This is a genomic window from Leisingera sp. McT4-56, assembly GCF_020514995.1.
Taxonomy (GTDB): Bacteria; Pseudomonadota; Alphaproteobacteria; order Rhodobacterales; family Rhodobacteraceae; genus Leisingera; species Leisingera aquaemixtae_A.
On sequence record NZ_JAJALF010000001.1, the window covers coordinates 637,244 to 662,528 of the forward strand.

Genomic DNA, 25,285 nt, shown 5'->3' on the forward strand with positions numbered 1-25,285 from the left:
CCCTTTGTCCGGAGCGCTCCGGCGGCCCCGCCTTTCAGGTTCCTTCCGCACGAAAGTCCCGCGGCAAGCCACGGCGGGGCGGCATGGCAATCACCAGCGTTCGCCGAACGGACGGATCTCCACGTCGAACGACCAGGCTGAGCGGGGTTGCTGCGCCACATTCAGCACTTCGCCGGCAATGTCGGCGGGCTCGATGAAGAAGTCATCCGGCTTATCAGGATGGAACCTGTCCCGTGTCCACGGCACGTTGATGACAGCGTCGATGTTGAAGTAGGCAACGTGAATTCCCTTCGGGCCAAGATCGCGCGCCAAAGCTTGCGCCAGGTTGCGCTGAGCCGCCTTTGTCGGCGAGAACAACGCATAGCCCGGCACACCCCGAAAGGCTGCGGTGTTGCCGGTGACCATGATGGCGCCCTCACCGCGGGTCAGCATGTCCGGGACCAAGGCGCGTGCCAGGTAGAGGAGAGCAGTGGTGTTGACGCGGAAGTTGCGCTCCAGGTCTTCCGGATCCCCCTCGTCGAACCGTTCGAACGTGGCCCGCACGGCATTGTGGACAAGGACGGAGGGTGGCCCCATCGTTTGCTTGACGGCCTCGCATGCCCTAACCAGCGCATCGAGATCTGACACGTCGCATGGGAAGGCCACGGCGCCGTCAAGCTCCCGTTCCAGCGCCTCCAGCCGCGATTTGCCGCGCGCCAGCATGGCGACGCGGTAGCCGGCTTTGGAGAAGCGCCGGGCGATGGCGGCGCCAGTTCCTTCGCCGACACCGGTAATCATAGCGATCGGTTTGGTCATCTATGCCTCCTGTTCAACCGTCCCGGACCGGGCGGTTGCATCGGTAAGAAAGGGCCCGGGAGGGGCGGCAAAGCGGCGCAGGATGGCCTGCGCCGCTTTGGGCATCATGGCGCCGGGGCAATCAGCTCCATCCGGATTCCGCCCGGGATCGCGCACATCATGTGCTGGGCCGGGCCGCCTAGCAGCGGCTCAGGCGGAAACTCAACTTCCACGCCGGCGGTGACCGCCAGTGTCTCGTGCAGCGCGGCCAGCGCGGCACTGCCGTCAACAGTCAATGCGAGGTGGTGCAGCCCGATCACGTTCTTGCGGTCGAACGGAACTGCAGTTGCCGGATCCTGCGCTTGCCAAAGCGTGATCATCGTGGTGCCGTCGCTCAGGAATACGGCAGGATAGTCCGGCAACTCGCCAACTTGGGCGAAGCCAAGTGTGCCAGTGAAAAAGTCGCGGGTTTCGCCAAGATCGCGAACTGTCAGCCCAATGTGATGAGCCCCTTTTGTCAGTGCGTCAGAGGGCATTTCCATCTCCCTTTCAAAAGTTTGGATACAGGCGGTCTAAGGAGCGCGGCATCGAAACGGATCAGAGTTCAGCCGCGGCAGCATGGCGGATACGCGGCCAGTTCTCAGCGGCGCGCGCAATGGTGCCGGCACGGTCTTCCTGATAGGCGCGCAGCACCTCTTCATTCAGGAATACATAGAGTTTGCCTTCGACGATCTCCGCATATTGGGGATCGCCGTCGAATTTCTTGCCCTTGGAAACGCCAAAGGTGCAAAAGCCGCCGTACTGCGGCAGGTACGCCTTGGGATTGGCCTCGAAGGCATCCTTGTTGCCGGAAGAGGTGAAATAATAGGCCGCACCGTCATGGACTGCGGTGTAACGGGCGGAGCCCGCTGACTGGCTGCCAAGTTCGAGAAAGGCGACAGGATCCGTGCCGTGCAGTGCGAGCGGCGCGCCAGCGGCGGTCAACCCGGCAGAGACATTGTATTCATCGGCAGCAAAGGCGCTTTCGGAAAAGGCGGCAAAGCCAGCCAGCACGGCGGTAGCCATAGCAGTTTTGGGTCTCATGTCAGTCTCCTTGGTTGAGATGAGTGAAAGCGGCCGCTGGAGGGGCGGATTTCCCGCGTAGAGAGCTGCTGTCCTGCGCTGATGCGTTCAGGGGCGAACGGCGGCCTGCAAGAGGCGCAGTTCGGCGCGCAAGACAATGTCTGGCGCATCATTGCCGATCAGATACTCCAGCCTGCTGGCGCGGGTGAGCAGCAGTTGCAGATCCGCGGGAAGAAGCACGGTGTCTGCCAGGCCGCGGCGGCGCAGGAGGTTTTTCATGGCTCTCGCGCCTCTCCGGCATCCCCGGATTTTCAGTGCAGGAGAGGTAAGAGTAGAATGTTTCTCCAGTTCAGAAATACCAGTCATCGGACGTCTCCCATTTGCGTTTGCGCCAGGCCTGAGTAGGTGGCCAGGGGATGTCAGGAAGAATGCCAGACTAGCCGGCCCATCTCTTTCAGATTTGCACGTTTCACAATTCTGCAGACCGGCGGAATGCTCCGGCAAGGGCGTTCAGGAGAAGATCCTGCGAGATTTTGCTACACTCGGCTTGAAGGTGTTTCTGGGGGAGGAGTTGCCTTGAAACAGCTGCTCGACATAACTGCGCCACCTCTCGGAGAGCTGCCGGTCTGGGGCAAGCGCATTGCGTTTGGAGATTTTTTTGTTGAGCTGGTGCCGGCCGGCAAAAGGCACTTCAACGTCCGCTTGCGTGACAGCTTCGCAAGTATCAGCTTCTCTGGCGATGAGGGGCAGAGCTCGCTCGCCGGCGGCCGGTTAAGGCATTATGACCGCCGGCCTTACGAGTATATTGTCGCGCCCCCATGCTTTCCCCTGCGCGGCACTTCGGAGTCTGCACCGGAAGTGCTCGCGCTCATATTCAGTTTCGAAGCCTTGAGAACAGATCTGGCGGCCGCTTTGCAAATCCCGGAGGACCTCCTTGAACCTCGCGTCGTCATTGGCGGCCCCAAGCCGTTCACAACCGAACTCGCAAACCGCATCCGCCGGCACATCCTGGCAGATGACATATCCGGCGACTATTTGCGCGCGCTCTGTTTCGCGCTGATTGTGGAAATGCTGACCTTGCCGCCGGAGCAGCAACGCACCCGCCGCACTGATCTGCTTGATCAAAACATCTTGGACAAAGTTATTGAATACATTGATGGAAATCTCGAAACGGATTTGACAGTGGAGAAGCTGGCTAGGCTTTCCGGGGTGATGGCGCACCGGTTTGCCCGCGCATTCAAACAGAAAACGGGTGAAACGCCGCACAATTACGTCTTGTCGAGAAGGATTGAGCAAGCGCGCAGGCTGCTTAGTAAAACAAATGAGCCGATAGCCAGCATTGCTTATGCCACCGGCTTTTCGTCGCAGAGCCACATGACGACCACTTTCCGCAGGCGCTTGGGTATCACGCCGGCACAATTTCGCGGCGCTTGAAGCTTAGCAGATGCAATTTGACCCAAACGTTGGCAGCATCGCGCAAGAGCACAGACCGGGCCGCAATACCAGTGTCAGCAAGAGCCGCGCGCCCACGGCGAAAGGCTGCCAGATCCCGGCAGTATTTTTTCATGGCCCATAACTTTCTGCACGCTGCCTGAATGGCCGGGTTTCCCCCTGCTATGCGGCGGTAGTTTTTGGGCGGCGCGGCGAGGCGGCACGCTGCGTGCTTGCGCAGCAAGATTTTGACAGTTCCGCTTTGGGCTCACAGCCAGGTTTCACCGTTTTCGGCGCAATAGTCGGTTCTTGCAGCGTCAAGGACGGCACGTCGAACCAAACGGCGGATAGTCAGAGGCTTGACCGTTACTGCCGACAACTGGTTCCGTGGTGCTTGCTGCATAGGCATTCCAGCGGCCGTACATGTGTCCGCTGCGTAGACCACCTACGCCTTGAGCCCATTGCGGTTGTTGATCGCCTGGCACCCCATCGAGTGTACAGCACGCCAGGAACGGAGCATGGCAGCCGTTCGTGGGGGCGCCAACAAAAGACCGCAGCCCCAAGGTCAGCAATGTGTGCTTTTGCGATTGCGGCAAAAACGAGATTTGCTGTTGGAAATACACGCCGAAGATATGGTTGCTTCAACGGACACTTTCGCTGAGAGCACCTGGTGACGAACAAGACCGCAACAATCCTGTGATTTGGGGTAAGAAATGGATCTGCCGCGGGGAGGGTGCTGGACGTCAGGCAACACCCCACCAGCGCTTCGTCTGCTCGCAGTGGTACTGGATTGCTTCTGCAGCTGCAGTGCCGTCACGGCGCTGCAAGGCATCAATGACCGCAAGATGCTCTTCCATTGCCGAGACGATGCGGAGCTGGAGAAACGGCCGTGCGTTCTGGATAATCGCGATGCGCATCCGGTTGGCATTGTAAGCTGCAGCCAGCTGGGAGTTTTCCAGCCCAGCAGCCAGATAGTCATGCAGCGACAAATCAACCTGGATCGCTTGCGGTGGCAGGTCACTGCCAGCATTGCCGCGGGCGGCGTCCAGCATTGCCTGATGCTGTTCCCGCAGTGGCGCAAGATCGTCGCAATTTCCGCCGGCCGCCCGGCGCCGGGCCCCCTCCTGATCCAGTACCATGCGGAAATCGAGGCATTCGCGGATCGTTACCGGATGCGCCTCCATCACTTGGATACCGCGTTTGGGCAGGGTAACTACCAGCCCCTGTGAACTGGCTTGCTTAACCGCTTCACGAACCGCGGACAAAGGGAGATCAAGTAGCGTCACCAGCTGCGACATCGACAGGAATTGCCCGGCCCGCAGCTGCCCGCTCCGCAAAGCAGCCCACAGGGCATCCTGGGCTTGATCCGCAAGAAGCTGGACATCCTGTGCTTTGTTCATGACCGCTCTCCCCCTTCATTACCCGCAGATGCCTTAAAGTCCTATCTGAAGTTTTTTATAGTCCACTTCGTAAGATACCTTCTAACATGTCAGTTGCAAGCTCAATTTCTTACGCGGCCAGGCGGTTGAACACCTGCCGCCCGCACACTGGGCTCAAGGGAGGAAAACATGACCGCAACTGATGAAATGCATGTCGTGCATGGGGGCACACTGAACCCCGAAGGCAATGCGCTGAACCCCGTTGGCAGCGACGAGAAAACCTGGGGCTGGTTCGCCATCTTCAATATCTGGGCAAACGATGTGCAGTCGCTGTTTGGCTATTCGCTGGTGGCGTCGCTGTTCATCTCCTATGGCGTTGGGGGCTGGACTGCCTTTGCAGCGCTGATCACAGCCGGGCTGTTCGTCATGTGGATGGTGAACCTGTCAGGTGCGGCAGGTGAGAAATACGGCATCCCCTATCCTGTCCTTGCACGGGCCAGCATGGGTACCGAGGGCGCCAAACTGCCAGCGGTGCTGCGGGCCACAGTGGCCGTGTTCTGGTACGGCGTGCAGGTCTATTTTGCCTCAACCGCGCTGGCGCTCCTGATCCGTTCGGTCACAGGCATAAGTGGCGGGACGGAAATTCTTGGCCTCACCGGTATCGATTGGCTGTCCTTCGTCATCGTCTGGGGCTTTCACATCGTGATCTTCTGGCGCGGTATGAGCTGGGTTGAGACTTTCCTGAATATCGCGGGTCCCTTCGTCTATCTGGTGATGATCGGCCTGGTCGTCGTGCTGTGGCAGCGTTCGGATGGGCAGCTGCTGGAAGCCACCGCCACAATTTTCGCCAACCCCGAGGGCACTTTCTGGACCGAAGTCACAGGCTTCATTGCCATCGTCGGCACCATGGTCGCCTACTTTGCCGCAGTGATGATCAACTTCAGTGACTTCTCGCGCTATGCCAAGGACAAGCCCGCCATGATCATGGGCAACCTGGCAGGGCTTCCGTTCAACATGATCCTGTTCTCGGCGCTGGCACTGCTGACCACCGGCGGTGCGGCCGTGGTGTTTGGTGAAGAGATCATCAACCCGACTGAGATCGTCGAGCGCACCGACAGCGTGCTGCTAGGCATCGTTGCTGCGATCACCTTCTTTGCCGCTACTGTCGGCATCAATCTGGTGGCGAACTTCATTCCCGCAGTGAACGGTATCGCCAATCTGGCGCCTGAGAAAATCAGCTTCCGAAAGGCTGGCCTCATCACATCCATCTTCGCCCTGGTGATCGGCGGTTTCTGGAACAGCTTCATCAGCCAGTTCGGCATCAGCGGCTTTGTCAACACATTGGGCGCAACGCTGGCGCCGGTCTTTGGCATCATGATCGTTGACTACTACCTGCTGCGCAAAGAGCAACTGAAAGAAGATGACCTCTACAACATGGACGGCGGCATCTATCACTACGACAATGGCTGGAACCGGGCTGCGGTGAAAGCTTTTGGGCTGGCAGCGGTCTTCTCGGTCGCAACGGTCTGGGTTCCGTGGTTCGCCTTCCTGTCGGGCTACAGCTGGGTGATCGGTGCGGTCCTGGGCGGCGTGATCTACAACGCGCTAGTCAAGGGTCAGACGAAATCCTGACAGCCTCCAGAAAAACCAACCGGTGGCGCCCAGCCGCCACCGGTGTCTTGTTTAAAAATTGATGGTGTTTCAAACCCTTAACGATCAACTTTCGATCTTGGACCGGAAGAACTGATTGGCCCCAAATTCCTCTACCAGGCGTTTCATTGTCTTCGTCGAATTGCGGATTTCCCCCCAATAGAAAGCTCAGCATCATTGCTCTAAGAGATCCGGGGCCATTACTGCTCTATGCTGTCGTCCCTGACCATCCCTGCTGCTCTCGCGGTGAAAGCCGGGAAGGTCCCGCATCCTGTAGATTGCCACCTACGGCCTCGCTGCATCCCGAACGAATGGCCGCTCGTCACGCCGCACGGCGTCTCTGAAAATGATGCGGCCGCGGCGATTTTATGCTGCGAGCGCACGCAGTGAGAAATGGCAATAGCTGCCTCGGGCTCGAAACCGTTGTTGGCTGCGCTATTGCTGAAGGTCGGCTCCCGGACAATGGCCAGGCGATTCAAAGCGCGCGCTCCGCAATTCCGCCAACACCCTCACTCCCGCTCCGTCCCATCCGCATTTCGCCCCATCGCGATGTATCGTGCCGCAAGACTCAAACGCAGGATCGTATTGTCCTTGTCATGGGCCTGGATTTGGCCCGCCATCAGCGCCATCCAGTATGTCCGCAGCACCGAGTTGATGCGGCGGCTGTAATTCGGACCCAGCTTGCGGAACCATTTCACCATGTCCGCGTCCAGCCGGATCGTCACCCTTGTCTTCGGCTTGTCGATCCGCTCCCAGCTGTCCATGCCGTCCCACTCGCGCGGCAGGCTCTTGTCCAGCCAGTCGCGGCGCAGGTCCTGCTGCAGCGCGTCCAGCTCCAGCTGCATTTCGTTGTCGTAATATCGCTTACTGGGCATCGCACCCTCCCTTGGCAGCAGCGGTTCCGGCGGGCGGCCCTCCCGCGCTGATCCCAGCCTGCCCCGATCAGGTTAATTCCGCCCCAGCGGTGCGTACGGTGCCCGCGCAACACGGCAGGGCGGGCGGTTTCGTCCGCCAACCGGTGCACAAGGGGTGCACGGGCGGTGCACGCATGCCGCCCCCGTCTTTCCCGTCTCTTTCCGCGTATCGCGGGCCAGGCCCCGGCCCCCGCCAGACGGCCCGGCGGAGCCTGCCAGCCCTACCCGCCCTGCCGCAGGATCCGGGCCTGCAGCTCGTTCTTGCGGAAGGGCTTGGACAGGAAGTCATTCATGCCGGCGGCCAGGCACGCCTCGACGTCGCTGGGCTGGGCGTTGGCGGTCAGGGCGACAATGGGGCACTCCGGCAGTCCGGCGCTGCGCTCGTGGGCGCGGATCCTGCGGGCGGCCTCCAGACCGCCCATGACCGGCATCGACAGGTCCATCAGGATCAGGTTGCAGCCCTCGGATTTATAAGCCTCCAGCGCAATCCGGCCGTTTTCGGCAAACCGCAGTTCGGCACCGGTGGATTTCAGCATTTTCCGCACCAGCAGCTGGTTGGTCCTGTTGTCCTCGGCCACGAGAATGCGTTTTCCCGCAAGCGCGCCCGGCGGCAGCTCCGGCACCGGCTGGCTTGGCTGCAGGTTCAGCGCCTGCCTGTGGTCCCGGAACACGGCAGCCGCATCATCGGTGGGCCGCGGAAGATGGTGATCCGGCTGTTTCAGGTCAAGGGCTACCGTGAAGACCGATCCCTGCCCGGGCACGGAACTGGCGGTGATCGTGCCCCCCATCCGCTCCACCAGCGCCTGGGTGATCGCCAGCCCCAGACCGGTCCCCTCGATCACCCGGGCGGACCGGCGGTCGACCTGTTCGAAGGCGGAGAAGATCCATTTGAGCTGCGACGGCTCAATCCCGATGCCGGTATCGGAGACCTGGATGCGCAGGGGCAGCGCTGCCGCCCCGGGATCATAGCTGACGCTGACGGCCACGTGGCCGTCTTCGGTGAACTTGATGGCATTGCCGAGCAGGTTCATCAGAATCTGGCGGATCTTGCTGGCATCGCCGGTGAACTCGTGCGGCGCGTCCGCAGGGTAATCGGTGCGCAGGTCGATCCCCTTGTAGGCGGCTCTCGCCCACAGCAGGGTTCCCACATCCTGCACCAGGTCCTGCAGCGAAAACGGCGCGTCGTGCAGCGAGATCTTGTCGGCCTGGATTTTGGAGAAGTCGAGCACATCGTTGATGACGCCAAGCAGCGCAGTCGCAGAGTTGAGGATGGTGTCTGCAAACAGCCGCTGCTGCTCGTCCAGATCCGTCTCCTGCAGCAATTCGCACATGCCGATGATGCCATTCATCGGCGTCCTGATTTCATGGCTCATGTTGGCCAGAAACCGTTCCTTGGCCTGGCTCGCCTCCTCCGCCTTGTCCAGGGCCATCCTGGTCAGTTCCAGCGCCTCGTCCCGCTCCCGTTCGGAGGTTATGTCGCTGGAGGAACCCACCAGATAGACCAGGCGGCCGTCTGCGTTGAACACCGGCCTGAGCGTCGTGCTGAGGTATTTTTCCTTGTGCTGCGTGGGAAGGACGATGTCGTAGGTTGCTTCCTTGCCGCTGCTGATGACCGCCAGATGCTGGTTCAAGGCACGGCGGCCAGTTGCCCCGCCATAGAGTTCAAGCGCTGTCTTGCCGGCATAGTCCTTGTGCTCAAGCTTGGTAAACTCACGCGACTTGGTGTTCATGGCGATGTAGCGCGGCAGCCCGTCGTCCCCCACTTCCAGAACGATCACCGCAAGCTCTACGGCGTCGAGAACTTCAAAATGATATGAAAATTCATCTTGTTGCACGTATCGTTCCTGAAACGGGGAGGCCTTTGAAATCCTGTAACACACGGTCCTGGCGCCCGTGTTACAGGAAAAGCGTTAGCAATTTATAGGCCAAACTGAATTTGGCCCGCTTGCGCCCCGGTCTTGCAGCGGGGCACAGGGACGCCGTTTTCCTTGCCTCTTTCGCGGTTTGTGGCTACAGCCAGCCGCATGTTGGACACCGCTGCAAACCGCCCCGAACTGCCGCCCGAAATCGCGCGGCGCCGGACCTTTGCGATCATCTCGCATCCGGACGCCGGCAAGACCACGCTGACTGAAAAGTTCCTGCTCTATGGCGGTGCGATTCAGATGGCCGGCCAGGTGCGCGCCAAGGGTGAGGCGCGGCGCACACGCTCGGACTTCATGCAGATGGAGAAGGACCGCGGGATTTCAGTCTCGGCGTCTGCAATGTCGTTTGATTTCAGCGGCTTCCGTTTCAACCTGGTGGACACGCCCGGCCACTCGGACTTTTCCGAGGACACCTACCGCACGCTGACGGCGGTGGATGCGGCGGTGATGGTGATCGACGGCGCAAAGGGTGTGGAAAGCCAGACCCAGAAGCTGTTCGAGGTCTGCCGCCTGCGCGACCTGCCGATCCTGACCTTCTGTAACAAGATGGACCGCGAAAGCCGCGACACCTTTGAGATCATCGACGAAATCCAGGAGATGCTGGCGATCGACGTAACCCCGGCCAGCTGGCCCATTGGTGTGGGCCGCGATTTCATCGGCTGCTATGACATGCTGCGCGACCGGCTGGAACTGATGGACCGCGCCGACCGCAACAAGGTGGCGGAAAGCATCGCGATTGAGGGCCTGGACGACCCCAAGCTGGCCGAACACGTGCCTGCGCATCTGCTGGACAAACTCTTGGAAGAGGTCGAGATGGCGCGCGAGCTGCTGCCCAGCTTAGACCCGCAGTCGGTGCTTGAGGGCCACATGACCCCGATCTGGTTCGGCTCCGCCATCAACTCCTTCGGCGTCAAGGAACTGATGGACGGCATCGGCAAATACGGCCCCGAGCCGCAGCCGCAGTCCGCCGAGCCGCGCCAGGTCAGCCCGGAGGAAAAGAAAGTCGCCGGTTTCGTGTTCAAGGTTCAGGCCAACATGGACCCCAAGCACCGCGACCGGGTGGCATTCGTGCGGATGGCCTCGGGCCATTTCAAGCGCGGCATGAAACTGACCCATGTGCGCACCAAGAAACCGATGGCGGTGTCGAACCCGGTGCTATTCCTGGCCTCCGACCGGGAACTGGCGGAGGAAGCCTGGGCCGGCGACATCATCGGCATCCCCAACCACGGCCAGCTGCGCATCGGCGACACGCTGACCGAGGGCGAGGCGATCCGCGTGACCGGCATCCCGTCGTTTGCGCCGGAACTGCTGCAGGGCGTGCGCGCTGGCGACCCGATGAAAGCCAAGCACCTGGAAAAGGCGCTGATGCAGTTCGCCGAGGAAGGCGCTGCCAAGGTGTTCAAACCATCGATCGGCTCCGGCTTCATCGTCGGTGTGGTCGGCCAGCTGCAGTTCGAGGTTCTGGCCAGCCGGATCGAGATGGAATACGGCCTGCCGGTTCGGTTTGAGGCAAGCCAGTTCACCTCCGCCCGCTGGGTCAGCGGCGACAAGGCGGCGGTGGACAAGTTCATCAACGCCAACAAGCAGCACATTGCCCATGACCACGACGGCGACATCGTCTATCTGACCCGCCTGCAATGGGACATCGACCGGGTGGTGCGGGATTACCCCGAGCTGAATTTGACAGCGACCAAGGAAATGATGGTCTGAATGAAACGCCCGGATCGCCCGGGCGTTTTTCTTTGCGGGGCTTGCGCTTTTCTTTGCCTAGGGAAATGGTTGGGGCGAACAGCAGGGCAAGAGGCAGGCAATGGCGGACCGGGATGTCAAATGGGGCATCGTCAGCACCATCAAGGCTGACGCCAGGACGGTTCTGGAGTTTGCCGCCTACCACCTCGACCTGGGCGCCCACCGGCTGCACATCTATCTGGATGAACCCAACCCCGAAGCCTATGGGCATCTGAAGCAGCACCCCAAGGTGCGGGTCACGGTCTGCGACAGCGCCTATTGGAAACGGCATAACAGGAACCGCCCCGCCAAGCACCAGTTCCGCCAGACGCTGAACGCCACCCACGCCTATGAGCGGATTCAGACGGATTGGATCGCCCATATCGACGCGGATGAGTTTCTGTGGCCGGAAACGGATCTGGGGCAGATGCTGGCCGCCCTGCCCGGCGGTATCCAGAGCGCCCGGGTGCGCCCGGTCGAAGCGCTGGCGGGCCGGGACGGGGAATTCAAGGCGATGGTGCCAAAAGGGCCGGACCGCGAAACCGAGGTGCGCGCGCTCTACCCGGCTTTTGGCAGTTTCCTCAAAGGCGGCTTTCTGAGCCATACCACCGGAAAGGTCTTTGCCAGGACCGGCCTGACAAACGCCGAGCTGCGCATCCACAATCTGTTTTTGGACGGCGAGAAGGCCGCCGCTACCTGCGAGCTGGATCAGGCGGACCTGTGCCATTGCCACGCCGCCAGCTGGGAGCACTGGCAGTCCGTCTACCGGTTCCGGCTGCAGCGCGGCTCCTACCGGCCCGGGCTGAGTGCCGGCTTTTCCAGGCTGCTGGGCGGGCTCAGCGCGCATGAGCTGCTGTCGCTGATCGAAGAGGAGCACGGGGCCGAGGGACTGCGCGGTTTCTTCGACGAGGTCAGCGCGCGGGACCCGGATGTCTACCGCAAGCTGCAGGACCGCGGGCTGCTGAGGATTCGCCGCCTCGGCTTGGAAGAGAAACGGCAAAAACACTTCCCCGGTTTTGGCTGATTTGTTTCCATTTTGCCCACCCCGGGAACGAAAACCTTGTAAAATCCGCCATTAATTGACCTGCGCACGGGATTTTGCTATGCCCCGCCACGAGCCGGCAGCTGCCACACCGCATGACCTTTTGCGGAGCCGGCTGCAACACACACGCGCGGGCCAGGTCAGTGTCCGCAATCACGGATGCATATGACAAAATTCACCGATCTGAACCTTAATCCCAAGGTCCTCAAGGCTATTGAGGAAGCCGGGTACGAAAACCCCACTCCGATTCAGGCAGGGGCCATCCCGCCGGCGCTGGAGGGTCGTGATGTACTGGGAATCGCCCAGACCGGCACCGGCAAAACCGCGTCGTTCACGCTGCCGATGATCACGCTTCTGGCCCGCGGCCGCGCCCGCGCCCGGATGCCGCGCAGCCTGGTCTTGTGCCCCACCCGCGAGCTGGCCGCCCAGGTGGCGGAAAACTTCGACACTTACGCCAAGCATGTGAAGCTCACCAAGGCGCTGCTGATCGGCGGTGTCTCCTTCAAGGAGCAGGACGCGCTGATCGACAAGGGCGTCGACGTGCTGATCGCCACCCCGGGCCGCCTGCTGGACCATTTCGAGCGCGGCAAGCTCTTGCTGACCGGCGTGCAGATCATGGTGGTGGACGAAGCCGACCGGATGCTCGACATGGGCTTCATCCCGGATATCGAGCGCATCTTCTCGCTGACGCCGTTCACCCGCCAGACCCTGTTCTTCTCGGCCACCATGGCACCGGAGATCGAACGGATCACCAACACGTTCCTGTCCGGCCCTGCCCGTATCGAAGTGGCCCGTCAGGCCACCGCGTCGGAGACCATCGAACAGGCCGTGGTGCAGTTCAAGGCATCGCGCCGCGACCGCGAGGGCAGCGAAAAGCGCAAGGTGCTGCGGGCGCTGATCGACGCCGAGGGCGACAAGCTGACCAACGGCATCATCTTCTGCAACCGCAAGACGGATGTGGATATCTGCGCGAAATCGCTCAAGAAATACGGCTATGACGCGGCCGCGATCCACGGCGATCTGGATCAGAGCCAGCGCACCAGAACCCTGGACGCCTTCCGTGAAGGGTCATTGCGCATCCTGGTGGCCTCGGATGTGGCGGCCCGCGGCCTGGACGTGCCGAGCGTCAGCCATGTGTTCAATTTCGACGTGCCCGGCCATGCCGAGGACTATGTCCACCGCATCGGCCGCACCGGCCGCGCCGGCCGCGAGGGCAAGGCGATCACCATCTGCATTCCGCGCGACGACAAGGCGCTGGATGCGGTGGAAAAGCTGTTCCAGAAGGAAATCCCGCGCCTGGAGAACCCGGTCAAGCCGGAACCCAAGCGGGAAAAGCCCGCCCGGTCCGCCAAGCCGGAGGCTGAGGCCCGCGAGAGCCGCGAGCCCCGCACGGAAGACACCCGCGGCGGCCGCAAGGACGAGAAGCCCGCACAAAAGACCGACCGGTCCACCTCGGGCCGCGGCAAGCACGGCAAGCGCGACGACAAGGTTGTGGTCGGCATGGGCGACCACCTGCCGAGCTTCATCGCCCTCAGCTTTGCAGAGCGCCGCGCCAGCTGATCCGGCCCATCCGATGGAAATTGAGGCCGCCCCCCGGGGCGGCCTTTTTCGTGGCACCCGGCGCCGCGCACCATGCACACGCAGCATAGCCACCTTTGCATTTGCAGCATAACGGGTCTTCGATCTTGGCCGGTGTCAGCCCGCCGCAACAGGCGTATAGGGTTCGCAACACTGAGAAACGCGCCATTGATGATGGGCCAAGCCATGAATACCAACGACACCAAAACCCTGACCATCTCCCAGTACCAGGCCATCGAAGCCCGCGCCCACGAACTGCGCGCCCAGGCCTTTGCCGCCATGATGCGCAGCCTGTTCCGCGCCGTTTTCAGCGCCCCGCGCAAAGTGGTCTCCTGCCCCAGCTGCGCCCGCCCGCTGCACGGCTGAGACGTCCGCCGCTCCCACTGGAGCTGCATCTGAATTGAAAACGCCGCGTGCCTCAGGGGCCGCGGCGTTTCTCATTTTCAAGCGGTGGCAGTTTGGGCCCGCTGCATCTTTGGTGCAGCCTGGGCCGGGCGGGAGAACCGCCCTGCCCTTCCGGCAGGATCAGCGCATGCGGCTGACCACCACCGTCACTTCGGGCTTCTTGCCGATTTCGGCCTGTGCAGTCTGGCGGGCGATGCGGCGCAGCTCCTGCTCCAGCTTGTCGTCGTCGCGCAGGGTTTTCGCACCGGCGCGCATCAGGAACTGGTTCAGGTCCTCTTCCATCACCTCCACCAGCGCGGCCTTGGAGGTGCCGGTTTCCGGCAGCCCCTTGAGATCGCACCAGGGCTCGCCCAGCGGCTCGTCTTCCTCGTCCAGGATCACCGTCACCAGCACATGGCCGTTCAGCGCCATGCGGATGCGGTCGCGCACGATGCCATCCAGTGCGCCGTATTTCACCGAACCGTCCAGATAGGTGCGGCCGGTCTCGATCCACTCGGTCACAGAGGGGGCATCGCCGGTCAGGTCCATCATCATGCCGTTCACGACCACGGCGCTGGCGATGCCCTTTTCCTCGCCCAGGCGGGCGTGCTGGCGCAGGTGGCGGTGCTCGCCATGCATCGGGATCAGCATCTTGGGCTTCAGCAGCTTGTGAACCGCTTCCAGGTCCGGGCGGTTGGCGTGGCCGGAGACGTGGTACAGGCCGGAGCTGTCATCAACCACATCCACGCCCATTTCGGAGAACTGGTTGATGATGCGGATGACGCCCTTTTCGTTGCCCGGAATGGTCTTGGAGGAGAACAGGAACAGGTCGCCCTCTTTCAGCTCCAGCCCGCGGTACTTGCCGCGCGCCAGCTGGGCGGTGGCAGCGCGGCGCTCGCCCTGGCTGCCGGTGGTGATCAGCATCAGGTTGTCGCGCGGCACATTGGCGGCGTCCTCGGGGCTGATCGTTTTCGGGAAATCCGTCAGAACGCCGGTTTCCACCGCGGCTTCGATCATCCGGCGCATGGCTCGGCCCAGCAGGACAACGGAGCGGCCCGCCTTCACCCCGGCCACGGCCAGGGTTTTCACCCGCGCCACGTTGGAGGCGAATGTGGTGGCCGCAACCAGGCCCTTGGCCTCGGAAAACAGCTTGGTGATCTCCTCCGGCAGTTCCGATTCCGAGCGGCCCGGGTGCTGCGAGAACACATTGGTGGAATCGCAGACCAGCGCCTGGATGCCGTCCTTGGCAATCTCCGCCCACATCTCCGGGTCAAAGGGTTCACCGACCAGGGGGTTTGCGTCCAGTTTGAAGTCGCCGGTGTGCACCACCCGCCCCGCCGGGCTGTCGATCACCAGCCCGCCGCTTTCCGGGATCGAGTGGCTCATCGGCGCAACGCCGATGGTGAAGGGACCGAGCTTTGTCACTTCGGGCCAGGCCTGCACAGTGTGCACGTTGGCCGGGTCGTGGCCGGCCTCTTCCATCTTGCGGCGCGCCAGGTTGGCGGTGAAGGCGCGGGCGTAGACCGGCACGTTCAGATGCGCGTAGAGATGGGCAATGGCGCCGATGTGGTCCTCATGCCCGTGGGTGATGAAGATGCCTTCCAGCCGGTCGGCGCGCTCCTTCAGCCAGGTGATGTCGGGCATGATCAGGTCCACGCCCGGCGTGGTGTCCATATCCGGGAAAGTCACGCCCAGATCCACCAGGACCAGCCGTTCCTTGCCCTGCGGGCCATAGCCGTAGACATAGGCGTTCATGCCAATTTCACCCGCCCCGCCGAGGGGCAGGTAGATCAATCTATCACTGCTCATGCGTCAGTACCGTTTTCCTTGTTGTATTTATGGATGATCTGCAGCCCATGCATGGTGAGATCATCCTCATATGCGTCAAACAGATCGGCAGATTGCTGGAACAATGGCGCCAGCCCGCCGGTTGAGATTACTTTCATCGGCACCGCGCGTTCCGCCTTGATGCGCTCGCAGATCTCGCGCACGAGGCCGACATAGCCCCAGAACACACCGGATTGCATGCAGGCGACGGTGTTGGTTCCGATCACGTTCTGCGGCTTGGAAATGTCCACATGGGGCAGCGCTGCGGCGGCCTGGTGCAGCGCCTCCAGGCTGAGATTCACGCCGGGTGCGATCACCCCGCCGACATAGGCGCCGTCCTCGGCCACCACGTCGAATGTTGTGGCGGTGCCAAAGTCCACCACAATCAGGTTGCCGCCGTAGGTGTCGAAGCCTGACACCGTGTTGACCAGCCGGTCGGGGCCGACCGCGGTGCCTTCGTCCACCCGCACCGCGACGGGCAGCAGGCATTCGGGTTTGCCAACAACCAAAGGCCGGGTGTTGAAATAGCGGTCCGCCAGCACACGCAGGTTGAACACCACCCGCGGCACGGTGGAGGAGATGATCATGTCGGTGATATCCGCCTCGATCCCCTGCAGCCGCATCAGCGTGTTGAGCCAGACGTAATACTGGTCGGCGGTGCGCTGCCATTCGGTGGCCGTGCGCCACATGCCGATGAACTTCTCGCCGTCATAGATCGAGAAGACGGTATTGGTATTGCCGCAATCAACTGCCAGAAGCATTGCTGCTCCTTCCTAGAAATAGATGTCCGCCGCGGGAATGCTGACGCGGCCCTTGGCGGTGTTTAGGACAAGGTTGCCGCTGGCGTCCACCGTTTCAAAGGTGCCTTCGGTCTCTGACGACGCGGTCTTGGCAGTGATTACCTCGCCCAGCTTGGCCGCACGCGCGAGCCATTCGGTGCGGATCGGCTCGAACCCGTAGGTCGCGAACTGCTGCTCGTAGCGGGCAAAGGCCTCGGCCACGGCTTCCAGGAATTCCTCCGGCGTGACCTGCACGCCGGTCTCAGACAACAGCGACACAGGCCAGACTGCGCCGGGCTCCAGCCATTCCTTCATCGGGGTTTCCACCAGATTGACGCCGATGCCGACAAACAGGTGGTTGACCCCCTGCCCGTTGCCGGCGCTTTCCAGCAGGATGCCGGCCAGCTTGCCGCCCTTCAGCAGCACATCGTTGGGCCACTTCAGGGACAGCCCTTCGCTGCGGCCAGTGACCGCGACGCAGGCGTCATAGACCGCCAAGGCGGCAACAAAGCTGCGCAGCGCGGCCTGGTCCGGCGCGCCTTCGGGGCGCATCACCAGGGTGGCGGCGAAGTTGCCCTTGGGGTCCTTCCAGTCGCGGCCGCGGCGGCCGCGCCCCTGGGTCTGGCGCAGGGCCAGGATCCATTCCGGACCTGCCAGTTCCCCGGCGATGCGGGCTGCCTCATTCAGGGTGCTGTCCACCTCGGCGAGCACCCGTTTTCCGTATCCTGCTGGCCAGCTCATCTGCAATCCTTAGAAAGTGCGAAAAGGCCCGGTCGCGTGACCGGGCCTTTCCAGCCTGCCTGAAAAGCAGATCAATTTACAAGGGTTGCTGCGGCGGCAGCGGCGGCGCCGTCGATGCCGAACTGGTAAACCACCCCCACCAGCATCAGCGCGGCAGAGGCCATCAGCGCCACGCCCAGAACCGGCGATCCCTTGGCTTCCACGTCGTCCTCGCCGGTGCCGAAGTACATGTAGAAGACGATACGGATGTAGTAGAACGCACCGATGACGGAGGCCACGGCGGAGGCGATGACCAGACCCATCAGGTCTGCAGCCACACCGGCCTGCCACACGCCCAGCTTGGCAAAGAAGCCCAGCATCGGCGGCACGCCTGCCAGCGAGAACATCAGGATCAGCACCGCCAGCGCCTTGCCAGGCTCGCGCGCAGCGAACTGGTTCAGGGCCAGGATGTCGGTCACCGGCTTGCCGTCTTTCTCCAGCATCAGGATGAAGGAGAAGGTGCCGATGTTCATGGTGACGTAGATCGCCAGGTAGACCAGCATCGCGGTGATGCCCTGCTCGGTGCCAGCGGCCAGGCCGATCATCGCATAGCCCATGTGGGCGATCGAGGAGAACGCCATCAGCCGCTTGATGTCGCGCTGGCCGATCGCCGCGATGGCACCCAGGAACATCGACAGCACCGACAGCACCACGATGATCTGCTGCCAGTCGGAGACCGCGCCGCCGAAGGCGTCAAACAGGACGCGTGCAAACAGGCCCATGGCCGCAACTTTCGGCGCTGTGGCAAAGAAGGCGGTGACCGGGGTCGGCGAGCCTTCGTAGACGTCCGGGGTCCACATGTGGAACGGAACCGCCGAGACCTTGAACGCCATGCCGGAGATCATGAAGACCAGGCCGAACAGCATGCCGATGGACATATGGCCCTGCTCCGCCACCTGGATGATGCCCGCGAACTGAGTGGTGCCGGCAAAGCCGTAGACCAGCGAGGCGCCGTAAAGCAGCAGGCCGGAGGACAGCGCGCCCAGCACGAAGTACTTGAGGCCCGCCTCGGTCGACTTGACGCTGTCCCGGCGCATGGCGGCCACGACGTAGAGCGACAAAGACTGCAGTTCCAGCCCCATGTAGAGGGACATCAGGTCGCCGGCGGAGACCATCATCATCATGCCGACAGCGGCCAGCGCCACCAGGATCGGGAACTCGAACCGCAGGATTCCGCGGCGCGCCATGTAGTCCTGGCCGATCAGCAGCACGGCGGACGCGCCCAGCAGCAGCGCCACCTTGGCAAAGCGCGAGAAGCCGTCGTCGATGAACATGCCGCCAAAGGCGGTCCTGGTGCCGTCCGGGCTGGAGGCGATCCAGAATGCCAGCAGCGCCAGCAGCGCCGCCGTCGCCCAGACCATCGGCACCGCCAGCTTGTCCTTGCCGGTGTAGACGGCGCCGATCAGCGCCGCCATGGCGTAAAGCGCCAGAACGATCTCTGGCAGGATTACAGTAAGATCAGCTTGGATCATCTGCCTGATGCTCCCTTAATGCGAAGCAATCTGGGTGGCTGCCGAGGTATCGGCCGCCGCCAGAGACTGGTTGAAGTTTGCGATCAGCGCCTCGGTCGAGGGGCCGATGATGTCGGTGACCAGCGCCGGGTAGACGCCCAGCAGCAGGGTCATCACGACCAGCGGCGCAAAGACAAAGCGCTCGCGCGCGGACATGTCCTTGATGCCCATCAGGCTGCCCTTGATCAGGTCGCCGAACACCACGCGGCGGTAGAGCCACAATGCGTAACCGGCCGAGAAGATCACGCCGGTTGCCGCCACTGCGGTCACCCAGGTGTTCTTCTGGAAGGTGCCCATCAGGGTCAGGAATTCACCGATGAAGCCCGAGGTGCCCGGCAGGCCGACGTTGCCCATGGTGAAGAACATGAAGACCAGCGCATAAGCCGGCATCCGGATCACCAGGCCGCCGTAGGCGTCGATGTCGCGGGTGTGCATGCGGTCATAGATGACGCCGACGCAAAGGAAGAGCGCGGCGGAGATGAAGCCGTGCGACAGCATCTGGAAGATGGCGCCGTCGATGCCCTGCTGGTTGGCGGCAAAGATGCCCATGGTGACAAAGCCCATGTGCGCAACCGAGGAATAGGCGATCAGCTTTTTCATGTCTTCCTGCACCATCGCCACCAGCGAGGTGTAGACCACCGCAATCGCGGACATCCACAGCACCACATCGGTCATCACGTCCGCGCCCACCGGGAACATCGGCAGGGAGAAGCGCAGGAAGCCGTAGCCGCCCATCTTCAGGAGGATCGCCGCCAGCACCACGGAGCCCGCGGTCGGCGCCTGCACGTGCGCGTCCGGCAGCCAGGTGTGCACCGGCCACATCGGCATCTTTACCGCGAAAGAGGCAAAGAAGGCGAGGAACATCAGCGTCTGGGCGCCGCCCAGCACATGGATGCCCAAGACGTCGAACGACGCCGCCGAGAAGCTGTGGGTCAGCAGGGTCTCGATATCGGTGGTGCCGGCATCCACATACATGAAGACCATCGCCACCAGCATCAGCACCGAGCCGAAGAAGGTGTAGAGGAAGAACTTGAAGGAGGCGTAGATCCGCTCCTTGCCGCCCCAGATACCGATGATCAGGAACATCGGAATGAGGCCCGCCTCGAAGAACAGGTAGAACAGCACCAGGTCCAGCGCCATGAAGACACCCAGCATCAGGGTCTCCAGGAGCAGGAAGGCGATCATGTATTCCTTCACGCGGGCCGTGACCGACCAGCTGGCCAGGATGGTCAGCGGCATGATGAAGGTGGTCAGCATCACGAACAGTACCGAGATGCCGTCGACGCCCATCTTGTACTTGAGCCCGAAGATCCACTCCCGGTCCTCGACAAACTGGAAGCCGGTGTTGGCAGGATCGAACTCGAAATAGATGCCCAGGCTCACCAGGAAGGTGATCGTGGTGGCAAAGAGCGCAACAAACTTGGCGTTGCGCTGCGCCGCCCTATCCTCGCCGCGCAGGAACAGGGCCAGAATGGCCGCCGCGAGCGCCGGGATGAAGGTGACAATAGAAAGGAGATTGTCCATCAGTGCGTTCCTCCGCCGATCGACATCCAGGTGACCAGGGCTGCAATGCCCAGCACCATCCAGAAGGCATAAGTGAAGATGTAACCGGACTGCGCCCGGCCCGCGAGGCGGGTGAAGAAGGGAACAACGCCCATGGCCAGGCCGTTCAGGAAGCCGTCGATGGTGCTGCCATCGCCGCGTTTCCAGAAGAAGCGGCCGATGGCCACGGCCGGTTTGACAAAGATCACGTCATAGATTTCGTCAAAATACCATTTGTTGAGCAGGAACAGGTACAGCGGGCGCTGCTGCTGCGCCAGGCGCGCGGGCAGCGACGGGTTCCAGATGTAGAACCACAGCGCCAGGACCAGGCCGCCCAGCATTGCGACGAACGGGGACAGCTTCACCCATTTCGGCGCCGCATGGGCATCCTCCAGGATGTGGTTGTCCTTGCCGATGTACAGCGCGCCCTCGCCCGGCTTGCCGGCAAACACATAGTGGTGCTCACCGCCATGTGCCGCGTCTTCGCCGTGGGCGGCTTCTTCACCGTGCGCAGCGTCGTCGCCATGCGCAGCCTCTTCACCGTGGCCGGCCTCTTCGCCATGTGCCGCAGCGGATGCTTCCGCCACCGGGATGCCGTAGAACTTGCCGACCTGATCAGCGTGACCGAAGAAGCTGCTGTACCAGATCATGCCCGCGGTGACCGAACCCACCGCCAGCACGCCAAGCGGCACCAGCATGGTCCAGGGGCTTTCATGGGCATGGTCATGGGTGTGCTTGTCGCCGCGCGCCTCGCCGTAGAAGGTCATGAAGATCAGGCGCCAAGAGTAGAAGGAGGTCATGAAGGCGGCGATCACCAGCGCCCAGAAGCCGAACATCGAGCCGCCCGCATAGGCGCTTTCGATGATGGCGTCCTTGGACACGAAGCCGGCAAAGCCAACCCAGCCGCTGAGCGGGATGCCAACACCGGTAATGGCCAGCGTGCCGATCATCATCGCCCAGAAGGTATAGGGGATCTTCTTGCGCAGCGCGCCGTAGTTCCGCATGTCCTGCTCGTGATGCATGGCGTGGATCACCGAACCGGCGCCGAGGAACAGCATCGCCTTGAAGAAGGCGTGGGTGAACAGGTGGAACATCGCCGCCGAGTACATGCCGACGCCAGCCGCCACGAACATGTAGCCCAGCTGCGAGCAGGTCGAATAGGCGATCACGCGCTTGATGTCGTTCTGCACCAGGCCCACGGTGGCCGCGAAGAAGGCAGTGGCAGCCCCCAGCACGGTGATGAAGGCCGCGGCCTCAGGCGCGAACTCGATCAGCGGCGACATGCGGCAGACCAGGAACACGCCCGCGGTCACCATGGTCGCGGCGTGGATCAGCGCCGACACCGGGGTCGGGCCTTCCATCGCGTCCGGCAGCCAGGTGTGCAGGATCAGCTGTGCCGATTTGCCCATCGCGCCGACAAACAACAGGAAGGCCAGCAGGTTCGCCGCATTCCATTCGCTCCACAGGAAGGACACCTGGGTTTCCGCCAGCGTGGGTGCCGCTGCAAAGATGTCAGACAGGTTGATGCTGTCGGTCAGGAAGAACAGGCCAAAGATCCCCAGCGCAAAGCCGAAGTCGCCGACCCGGTTGACGATGAAGGCCTTCATCGCCGCTGCATTGGCGCTAGGCTTGCGGTAGTAGAAGCCGATCAGCAGATAGGAGGCCACGCCGACGCCTTCCCAGCCGAAGAACATCTGCACCAGGTTGTCGGAGGTCACCAGCATCAGCATCGCGAAGGTGAAGAACGACAGATAGGCAAAGAAGCGCGGCTTGTAGCTCTCGCCCTCTTTCCACTGCGGGTCATGGTCCATGTAGCCGAAGGAATAGAGGTGCACGAGCGACGAAACCGTGGTGATCACGATCAGCATGATCGCGGTCAGCCGGTCCAGGCGGATCGCCCAGGAGGTCGACAGCGAGCCGCTTTCGATCCAGCGGAAAATCTCGATGTTCTGGGTCACCCCGTCAAACGACAGGAAGGTGATCCAGCTGAGCAGCGCCGCAAGGAACAAAAGCGCCGTGGCGGTCACGGTGGCGGCTTTCTCGCCGATCATCTTGTGGCCGAAGCCGCAGATAATTGCGCCAACCAGCGGGGCAAAGAGAAGGATGGTTTCCATGTTTCTTTAGCCCTTCATCACGTTGACGTCTTCCACGGCGATGGTGCCGCGGTTGCGGAAGAAGCAGACCAGGATCGCAAGGCCGATGGCGGCCTCTGCGGCGGCCACGGTCAGCACGAACAGGGTAAAGACCTGCCCCACCAGATCGCCCAGGAAGCTGGAGAAGGCGACCAGGTTGATGTTCACCGCCAAGAGCATCAGTTCGATGCTCATCAGCAGGATGATCACGTTCTTGCGGTTCAGGAAGAGCCCGAAGATGCCGATGACGAACAGCGTCGCCGCGACGGTCAGATAATGTTCAAGTCCGATCATTGGATCACAGCCCCTGCCCCGGTTTCACGTCCCTAAGCTCCATCGCGGCGGCCGGGTCGCGCATCATCTGCGCAACCACGTCCTGGCGCTTGACGTCGGTGCGGTGGCGCAGGGTCAGCACAATCGCGCCGATCATCGCCACCAGCAGGATCAGGCCCGCCAGCTGGAACAGAAGGAAATATTGGTCATAGATGATGAGGCCGAGCGCCTCGGTGTTGTGGCGGTCCGCAGGCACCGGATTGGCCAGCAGCTCCGGCGCCTTGTGGGCGGTTTCCCAGACGCCGAAGGCCATCACGAACTGCATCAGGATCACAAGGCCGATCAGCAGCGCCAGCGGCATGTATTTCGCCATCTCCGCCTTCAGCTCGGCAAAGTCGACGTCGATCATCATCACCACAAACAGGAACAGCACCGCGACCGCGCCCACGTAGACGATGACCAGCAGCATGGCGACGAACTCCGCCCCCAACAGCACAAACAGCCCGGCCGAGGAAAGGAAGGCCAGGATCAGCCACAGTACCGAATGCACCGGCTGGCGGCTGATCACGGTGAACAGCCCGCCGGTGATGGCGCTGATGGCGAAGAGGTAGAAGGCAAAAACGCTCATGTCTCATCGTCCCTTTTGTCGTCCATGACCGATTGCGCCAGATCCAGCGCCCGGTTCATGGCCGGAATGCCGGCAAACACCGACATCTGTCCGATCGTTTCCACGATCTCTTGTTTCTTGGCGCCGGCCGCGAGGGCGTGGCGAACGGTCTGGCGCACGGCACTGTCGGCCTGCGCGCCCTGCATTGTCAGCCCGGCCAGTGTCAGCAGCAGCCGGGTCTTGGCATCCAGCCCGTCTTTGTTGACGGTGTTGCCGAACATCATTTCCATGACCTCTTTGGGCATGGTCGGCCACAGCGCCTCGAACTCCTTGAAAGCCTCGGAGGGCGAGAAGTTCTCCAGCGCCGGGTTGAACGCCTTGGCCATCTGCTGGGCCTGGGCCATCATGGCCTCGAAAGGGTTCTTGGGATCAGTCATCGGTACGGCGCGTCGATTTCCAGGTTGCGGGCGATCTCGGCTTCCCAGCGCTCCCCGTTCGAAAGCAGCTTCTCCTTGTCGTAGAACAGCTCCTCGCGGGTTTCGGTGGCGAATTCGAAGTTCGGGCCTTCGACAATCGCATCCACCGGGCAGGCTTCCTGGCAGAAACCGCAGTAGATGCATTTGGTCATGTCGATGTCATAGCGCGTGGTGCGGCGGCTGCCGTCCTCGCGCGGTTCCGCGTCGATGGTGATCGCCTGCGCCGGGCAGACCGCCTCGCAGAGTTTACAGGCGATGCAGCGTTCCTCGCCGTTCGGGTAGCGGCGCAGCGCGTGCTCGCCGCGGAAACGGGGCGACAGCGGGCCCTTCTCGTGCGGGTAGTTCAGGGTGGCCTTGGGGGCGAAGAAATACTTCAGCCCCAGTTTTAAGCCGACCCAGAAATCCTGCAGCAGGAAGTATTTGGCGGCGCGGGTGTAGTCGATGTTCGCCATCAGTTAGCCTCCCACGGTCCAGCGGGCGAAGATGCCCCAGAACCAGTCAAATTTTGCAGCAAAGGACACGAAGACCACCCAGGCCAGCGAGAACGGCAGGAACACTTTCCAGCCCAGGCGCATCAGCTGGTCGTAGCGGTAGCGCGGCGTGATCGCCTTCACCATTGCGAAGAGGAAGAAGAAGAACGCCATCTTGCCGACCATCCACAGGACGCCATCGGGCAGGCCCGGGATCGGGGACAGCCAGCCGCCGAAGAACAACAGCGAGGTCAGCGCGCACATCAGGAAGATGGCGATGTATTCACCGGCCATGAACAAGAGGAACGGAGTCGCCGAGTATTCCACCTGATAGCCTGCGACCAGTTCCGATTCCGCTTCCGGCAGGTCGAACGGCGGCCGGTTGGTTTCCGCCAGCGCCGAGATGAAGAACAGGAAGACCATCGGGAAATGCGGGATCCAGTACCAGTTCAAGAGGCCCAGATCGCCGTCCTGCGCGCGCACGATGTCGCCGAAGTTCATGGAACCGGTAGAGATGATCACACCGATGATGATGAGGCCGATGGAGACCTCGTAGGAGATCATCTGCGCCGCAGAGCGCAAGCTGCCCAGGAACGGGTATTTCGAGTTCGACGCCCAGCCGCCCATGATCACACCGTAAACCTCCAGCGAGGAGACCGCGAAGACATAGAGGATAGCGACGTTGATGTCAGAGAGCACCCAGCCGTCGTTGAAGGGGATCACCGCCCAGGCGATCATCGCCAGCACGAAAGAGGTCATCGGCGCCAAGATAAAGACGGTGCGGTCGGCGCCGGCCGGGATCACCACCTCTTTCACCACGTATTTCAGCGCATCGGCCACCGATTGCAGCAGGCCGTAGACGCCCACCACGTTCGGGCCCCGGCGCATCTGGACCGCAGCCCAGATCTTGCGGTCCCCGTAGACGAGGAACAGGAGCGAGATCATCACAAAGGCAACAACTGCAAGCACTTGCGCCAGGATCAGAACAGCGATGCCGCCTGGAGTGTTAAAGAAATCAGCCATA

General features: G+C 62.1%; 24 protein-coding genes. 6 read left to right on the forward strand and 18 right to left on the reverse strand.

The window, feature by feature from the left end:
- Nucleotides 1-90: 90 nt before the first annotated feature.
- From LHL23_RS03075 to LHL23_RS03090, 4 genes are all read right to left on the reverse strand, one after another.
- The gene (locus tag LHL23_RS03075) at nt 91-795 is read right to left on the reverse strand and encodes an SDR family NAD(P)-dependent oxidoreductase (RefSeq protein WP_222475082.1); all 705 of its coding nucleotides are present in this window, start codon (nt 793-795) and stop codon (nt 91-93) included.
- Between the two features lie 104 nt (nt 796-899).
- Nucleotides 900-1,310: a VOC family protein gene (locus LHL23_RS03080; RefSeq protein WP_226428752.1), complete on the reverse strand. Its 411-nt coding sequence runs from the start codon at nt 1,308-1,310 to the stop codon at nt 900-902.
- Nucleotides 1,311-1,371: 61 nt separating this feature from the next.
- On the reverse strand, nt 1,372-1,857 hold the full coding sequence (locus LHL23_RS03085; RefSeq protein ID WP_226428753.1) for a YHS domain-containing (seleno)protein: 486 nt from the start codon (nt 1,855-1,857) through the stop codon (nt 1,372-1,374).
- Nucleotides 1,858-1,944: 87 nt separating this feature from the next.
- Nucleotides 1,945-2,202 carry a hypothetical protein gene (locus tag LHL23_RS03090; protein WP_226428754.1) on the reverse strand — a complete coding sequence of 86 codons (258 nt, stop codon included), beginning with the start codon at nt 2,200-2,202 and terminating at the stop codon, nt 1,945-1,947.
- 210 nt (nt 2,203-2,412) lie between these two features.
- On the opposite strand from LHL23_RS03090, the gene LHL23_RS03095 reads away from it, so the two are divergent.
- The gene (locus LHL23_RS03095) at nt 2,413-3,270 is read left to right on the forward strand and encodes a helix-turn-helix domain-containing protein (protein WP_226428755.1); all 858 of its coding nucleotides are present in this window, start codon (nt 2,413-2,415) and stop codon (nt 3,268-3,270) included.
- Nucleotides 3,271-4,010: 740 nt separating this feature from the next.
- Here LHL23_RS03095 and LHL23_RS03100 read toward each other — a convergent pair.
- The gene (locus tag LHL23_RS03100) at nt 4,011-4,667 is read right to left on the reverse strand and encodes a GntR family transcriptional regulator (protein ID WP_226428756.1); all 657 of its coding nucleotides are present in this window, start codon (nt 4,665-4,667) and stop codon (nt 4,011-4,013) included.
- 168 nt (nt 4,668-4,835) lie between these two features.
- On the opposite strand from LHL23_RS03100, the gene LHL23_RS03105 reads away from it, so the two are divergent.
- Nucleotides 4,836-6,278: an NCS1 family nucleobase:cation symporter-1 gene (locus LHL23_RS03105; RefSeq protein WP_222475076.1), complete on the forward strand. Its 1,443-nt coding sequence runs from the start codon at nt 4,836-4,838 to the stop codon at nt 6,276-6,278.
- Nucleotides 6,279-6,805: 527 nt separating this feature from the next.
- Here LHL23_RS03105 and LHL23_RS03110 read toward each other — a convergent pair.
- The gene (locus LHL23_RS03110) at nt 6,806-7,171 is read right to left on the reverse strand and encodes a BrnA antitoxin family protein (protein ID WP_226428757.1); all 366 of its coding nucleotides are present in this window, start codon (nt 7,169-7,171) and stop codon (nt 6,806-6,808) included.
- 260 nt (nt 7,172-7,431) lie between these two features.
- On the reverse strand, nt 7,432-9,045 hold the full coding sequence (locus LHL23_RS03115) for an ATP-binding protein (protein ID WP_226428758.1): 1,614 nt from the start codon (nt 9,043-9,045) through the stop codon (nt 7,432-7,434).
- A 189-nt stretch (nt 9,046-9,234) separates the two neighbouring features.
- On the opposite strand from LHL23_RS03115, the gene LHL23_RS03120 reads away from it, so the two are divergent.
- The 4 genes from LHL23_RS03120 (at nt 9,235) to LHL23_RS03135 (ending at nt 13,846) form a co-directional block, all read left to right on the forward strand.
- Nucleotides 9,235-10,842: a peptide chain release factor 3 gene (locus LHL23_RS03120; RefSeq protein WP_226428759.1), complete on the forward strand. Its 1,608-nt coding sequence runs from the start codon at nt 9,235-9,237 to the stop codon at nt 10,840-10,842.
- A gap of 100 nt (nt 10,843-10,942) precedes the next feature.
- Nucleotides 10,943-11,884 carry a glycosyltransferase family 2 protein gene (locus LHL23_RS03125; RefSeq protein WP_226428760.1) on the forward strand — a complete coding sequence of 314 codons (942 nt, stop codon included), beginning with the start codon at nt 10,943-10,945 and terminating at the stop codon, nt 11,882-11,884.
- Between the two features lie 183 nt (nt 11,885-12,067).
- The gene (locus LHL23_RS03130; RefSeq protein WP_226428761.1) at nt 12,068-13,462 is read left to right on the forward strand and encodes a DEAD/DEAH box helicase; all 1,395 of its coding nucleotides are present in this window, start codon (nt 12,068-12,070) and stop codon (nt 13,460-13,462) included.
- 204 nt (nt 13,463-13,666) lie between these two features.
- Nucleotides 13,667-13,846: an RSP_7527 family protein gene (locus LHL23_RS03135; RefSeq protein WP_222475068.1), complete on the forward strand. Its 180-nt coding sequence runs from the start codon at nt 13,667-13,669 to the stop codon at nt 13,844-13,846.
- A 159-nt stretch (nt 13,847-14,005) separates the two neighbouring features.
- Here LHL23_RS03135 and LHL23_RS03140 read toward each other — a convergent pair whose 3' ends face one another.
- From LHL23_RS03140 to nuoH, 11 genes are all read right to left on the reverse strand, one after another.
- Nucleotides 14,006-15,673, reverse strand: coding sequence for a ribonuclease J (locus tag LHL23_RS03140; RefSeq protein WP_226428762.1), 1,668 nt, complete (start codon nt 15,671-15,673; stop codon nt 14,006-14,008).
- Complete coding sequence (locus LHL23_RS03145; RefSeq protein WP_065267100.1) at nt 15,670-16,452, reverse strand: type III pantothenate kinase; 783 nt, start codon at nt 16,450-16,452, stop codon at nt 15,670-15,672. Before LHL23_RS03145 ends, LHL23_RS03140 begins: the two co-directional genes overlap by 4 nt.
- A 12-nt stretch (nt 16,453-16,464) precedes the next feature.
- Nucleotides 16,465-17,211 (reverse strand): biotin--[acetyl-CoA-carboxylase] ligase, encoded by a 747-nt coding sequence (locus tag LHL23_RS03150; protein ID WP_226428763.1) that lies wholly within the window; start codon nt 17,209-17,211, stop codon nt 16,465-16,467.
- Between the two features lie 71 nt (nt 17,212-17,282).
- On the reverse strand, nt 17,283-18,722 hold the full coding sequence (gene nuoN, locus LHL23_RS03155) for an NADH-quinone oxidoreductase subunit NuoN (RefSeq protein ID WP_226428764.1): 1,440 nt from the start codon (nt 18,720-18,722) through the stop codon (nt 17,283-17,285).
- 15 nt (nt 18,723-18,737) lie between these two features.
- Nucleotides 18,738-20,285: an NADH-quinone oxidoreductase subunit M gene (locus tag LHL23_RS03160; protein ID WP_222475062.1), complete on the reverse strand. Its 1,548-nt coding sequence runs from the start codon at nt 20,283-20,285 to the stop codon at nt 18,738-18,740.
- Nucleotides 20,285-22,417, reverse strand: a complete 2,133-nt coding sequence (gene nuoL, locus LHL23_RS03165) for an NADH-quinone oxidoreductase subunit L (RefSeq protein WP_226428765.1) — start codon at nt 22,415-22,417, stop codon at nt 20,285-20,287. Before nuoL ends, LHL23_RS03160 begins: the two co-directional genes overlap by 1 nt.
- A gap of 6 nt (nt 22,418-22,423) precedes the next feature.
- Nucleotides 22,424-22,729, reverse strand: coding sequence for an NADH-quinone oxidoreductase subunit NuoK (gene nuoK / locus LHL23_RS03170; protein ID WP_008553673.1), 306 nt, complete (start codon nt 22,727-22,729; stop codon nt 22,424-22,426).
- A gap of 4 nt (nt 22,730-22,733) precedes the next feature.
- Nucleotides 22,734-23,336 (reverse strand): NADH-quinone oxidoreductase subunit J, encoded by a 603-nt coding sequence (locus LHL23_RS03175; protein WP_222475059.1) that lies wholly within the window; start codon nt 23,334-23,336, stop codon nt 22,734-22,736.
- Entirely contained in the window at nt 23,333-23,752 is a 420-nt protein-coding gene (locus LHL23_RS03180) for a carboxymuconolactone decarboxylase family protein (protein WP_222475057.1), read from the reverse strand. The genes LHL23_RS03175 and LHL23_RS03180 overlap by 4 nt, the downstream gene beginning before the upstream one ends.
- Complete coding sequence (gene nuoI, locus LHL23_RS03185; protein WP_226428766.1) at nt 23,749-24,243, reverse strand: NADH-quinone oxidoreductase subunit NuoI; 495 nt, start codon at nt 24,241-24,243, stop codon at nt 23,749-23,751. Before nuoI ends, LHL23_RS03180 begins: the two co-directional genes overlap by 4 nt.
- Before the next feature lie 3 nt (nt 24,244-24,246).
- Nucleotides 24,247-25,284 carry an NADH-quinone oxidoreductase subunit NuoH gene (gene nuoH, locus LHL23_RS03190; RefSeq protein WP_019295986.1) on the reverse strand — a complete coding sequence of 346 codons (1,038 nt, stop codon included), beginning with the start codon at nt 25,282-25,284 and terminating at the stop codon, nt 24,247-24,249.
- Nucleotide 25,285: the final 1 nt, after the last annotated feature.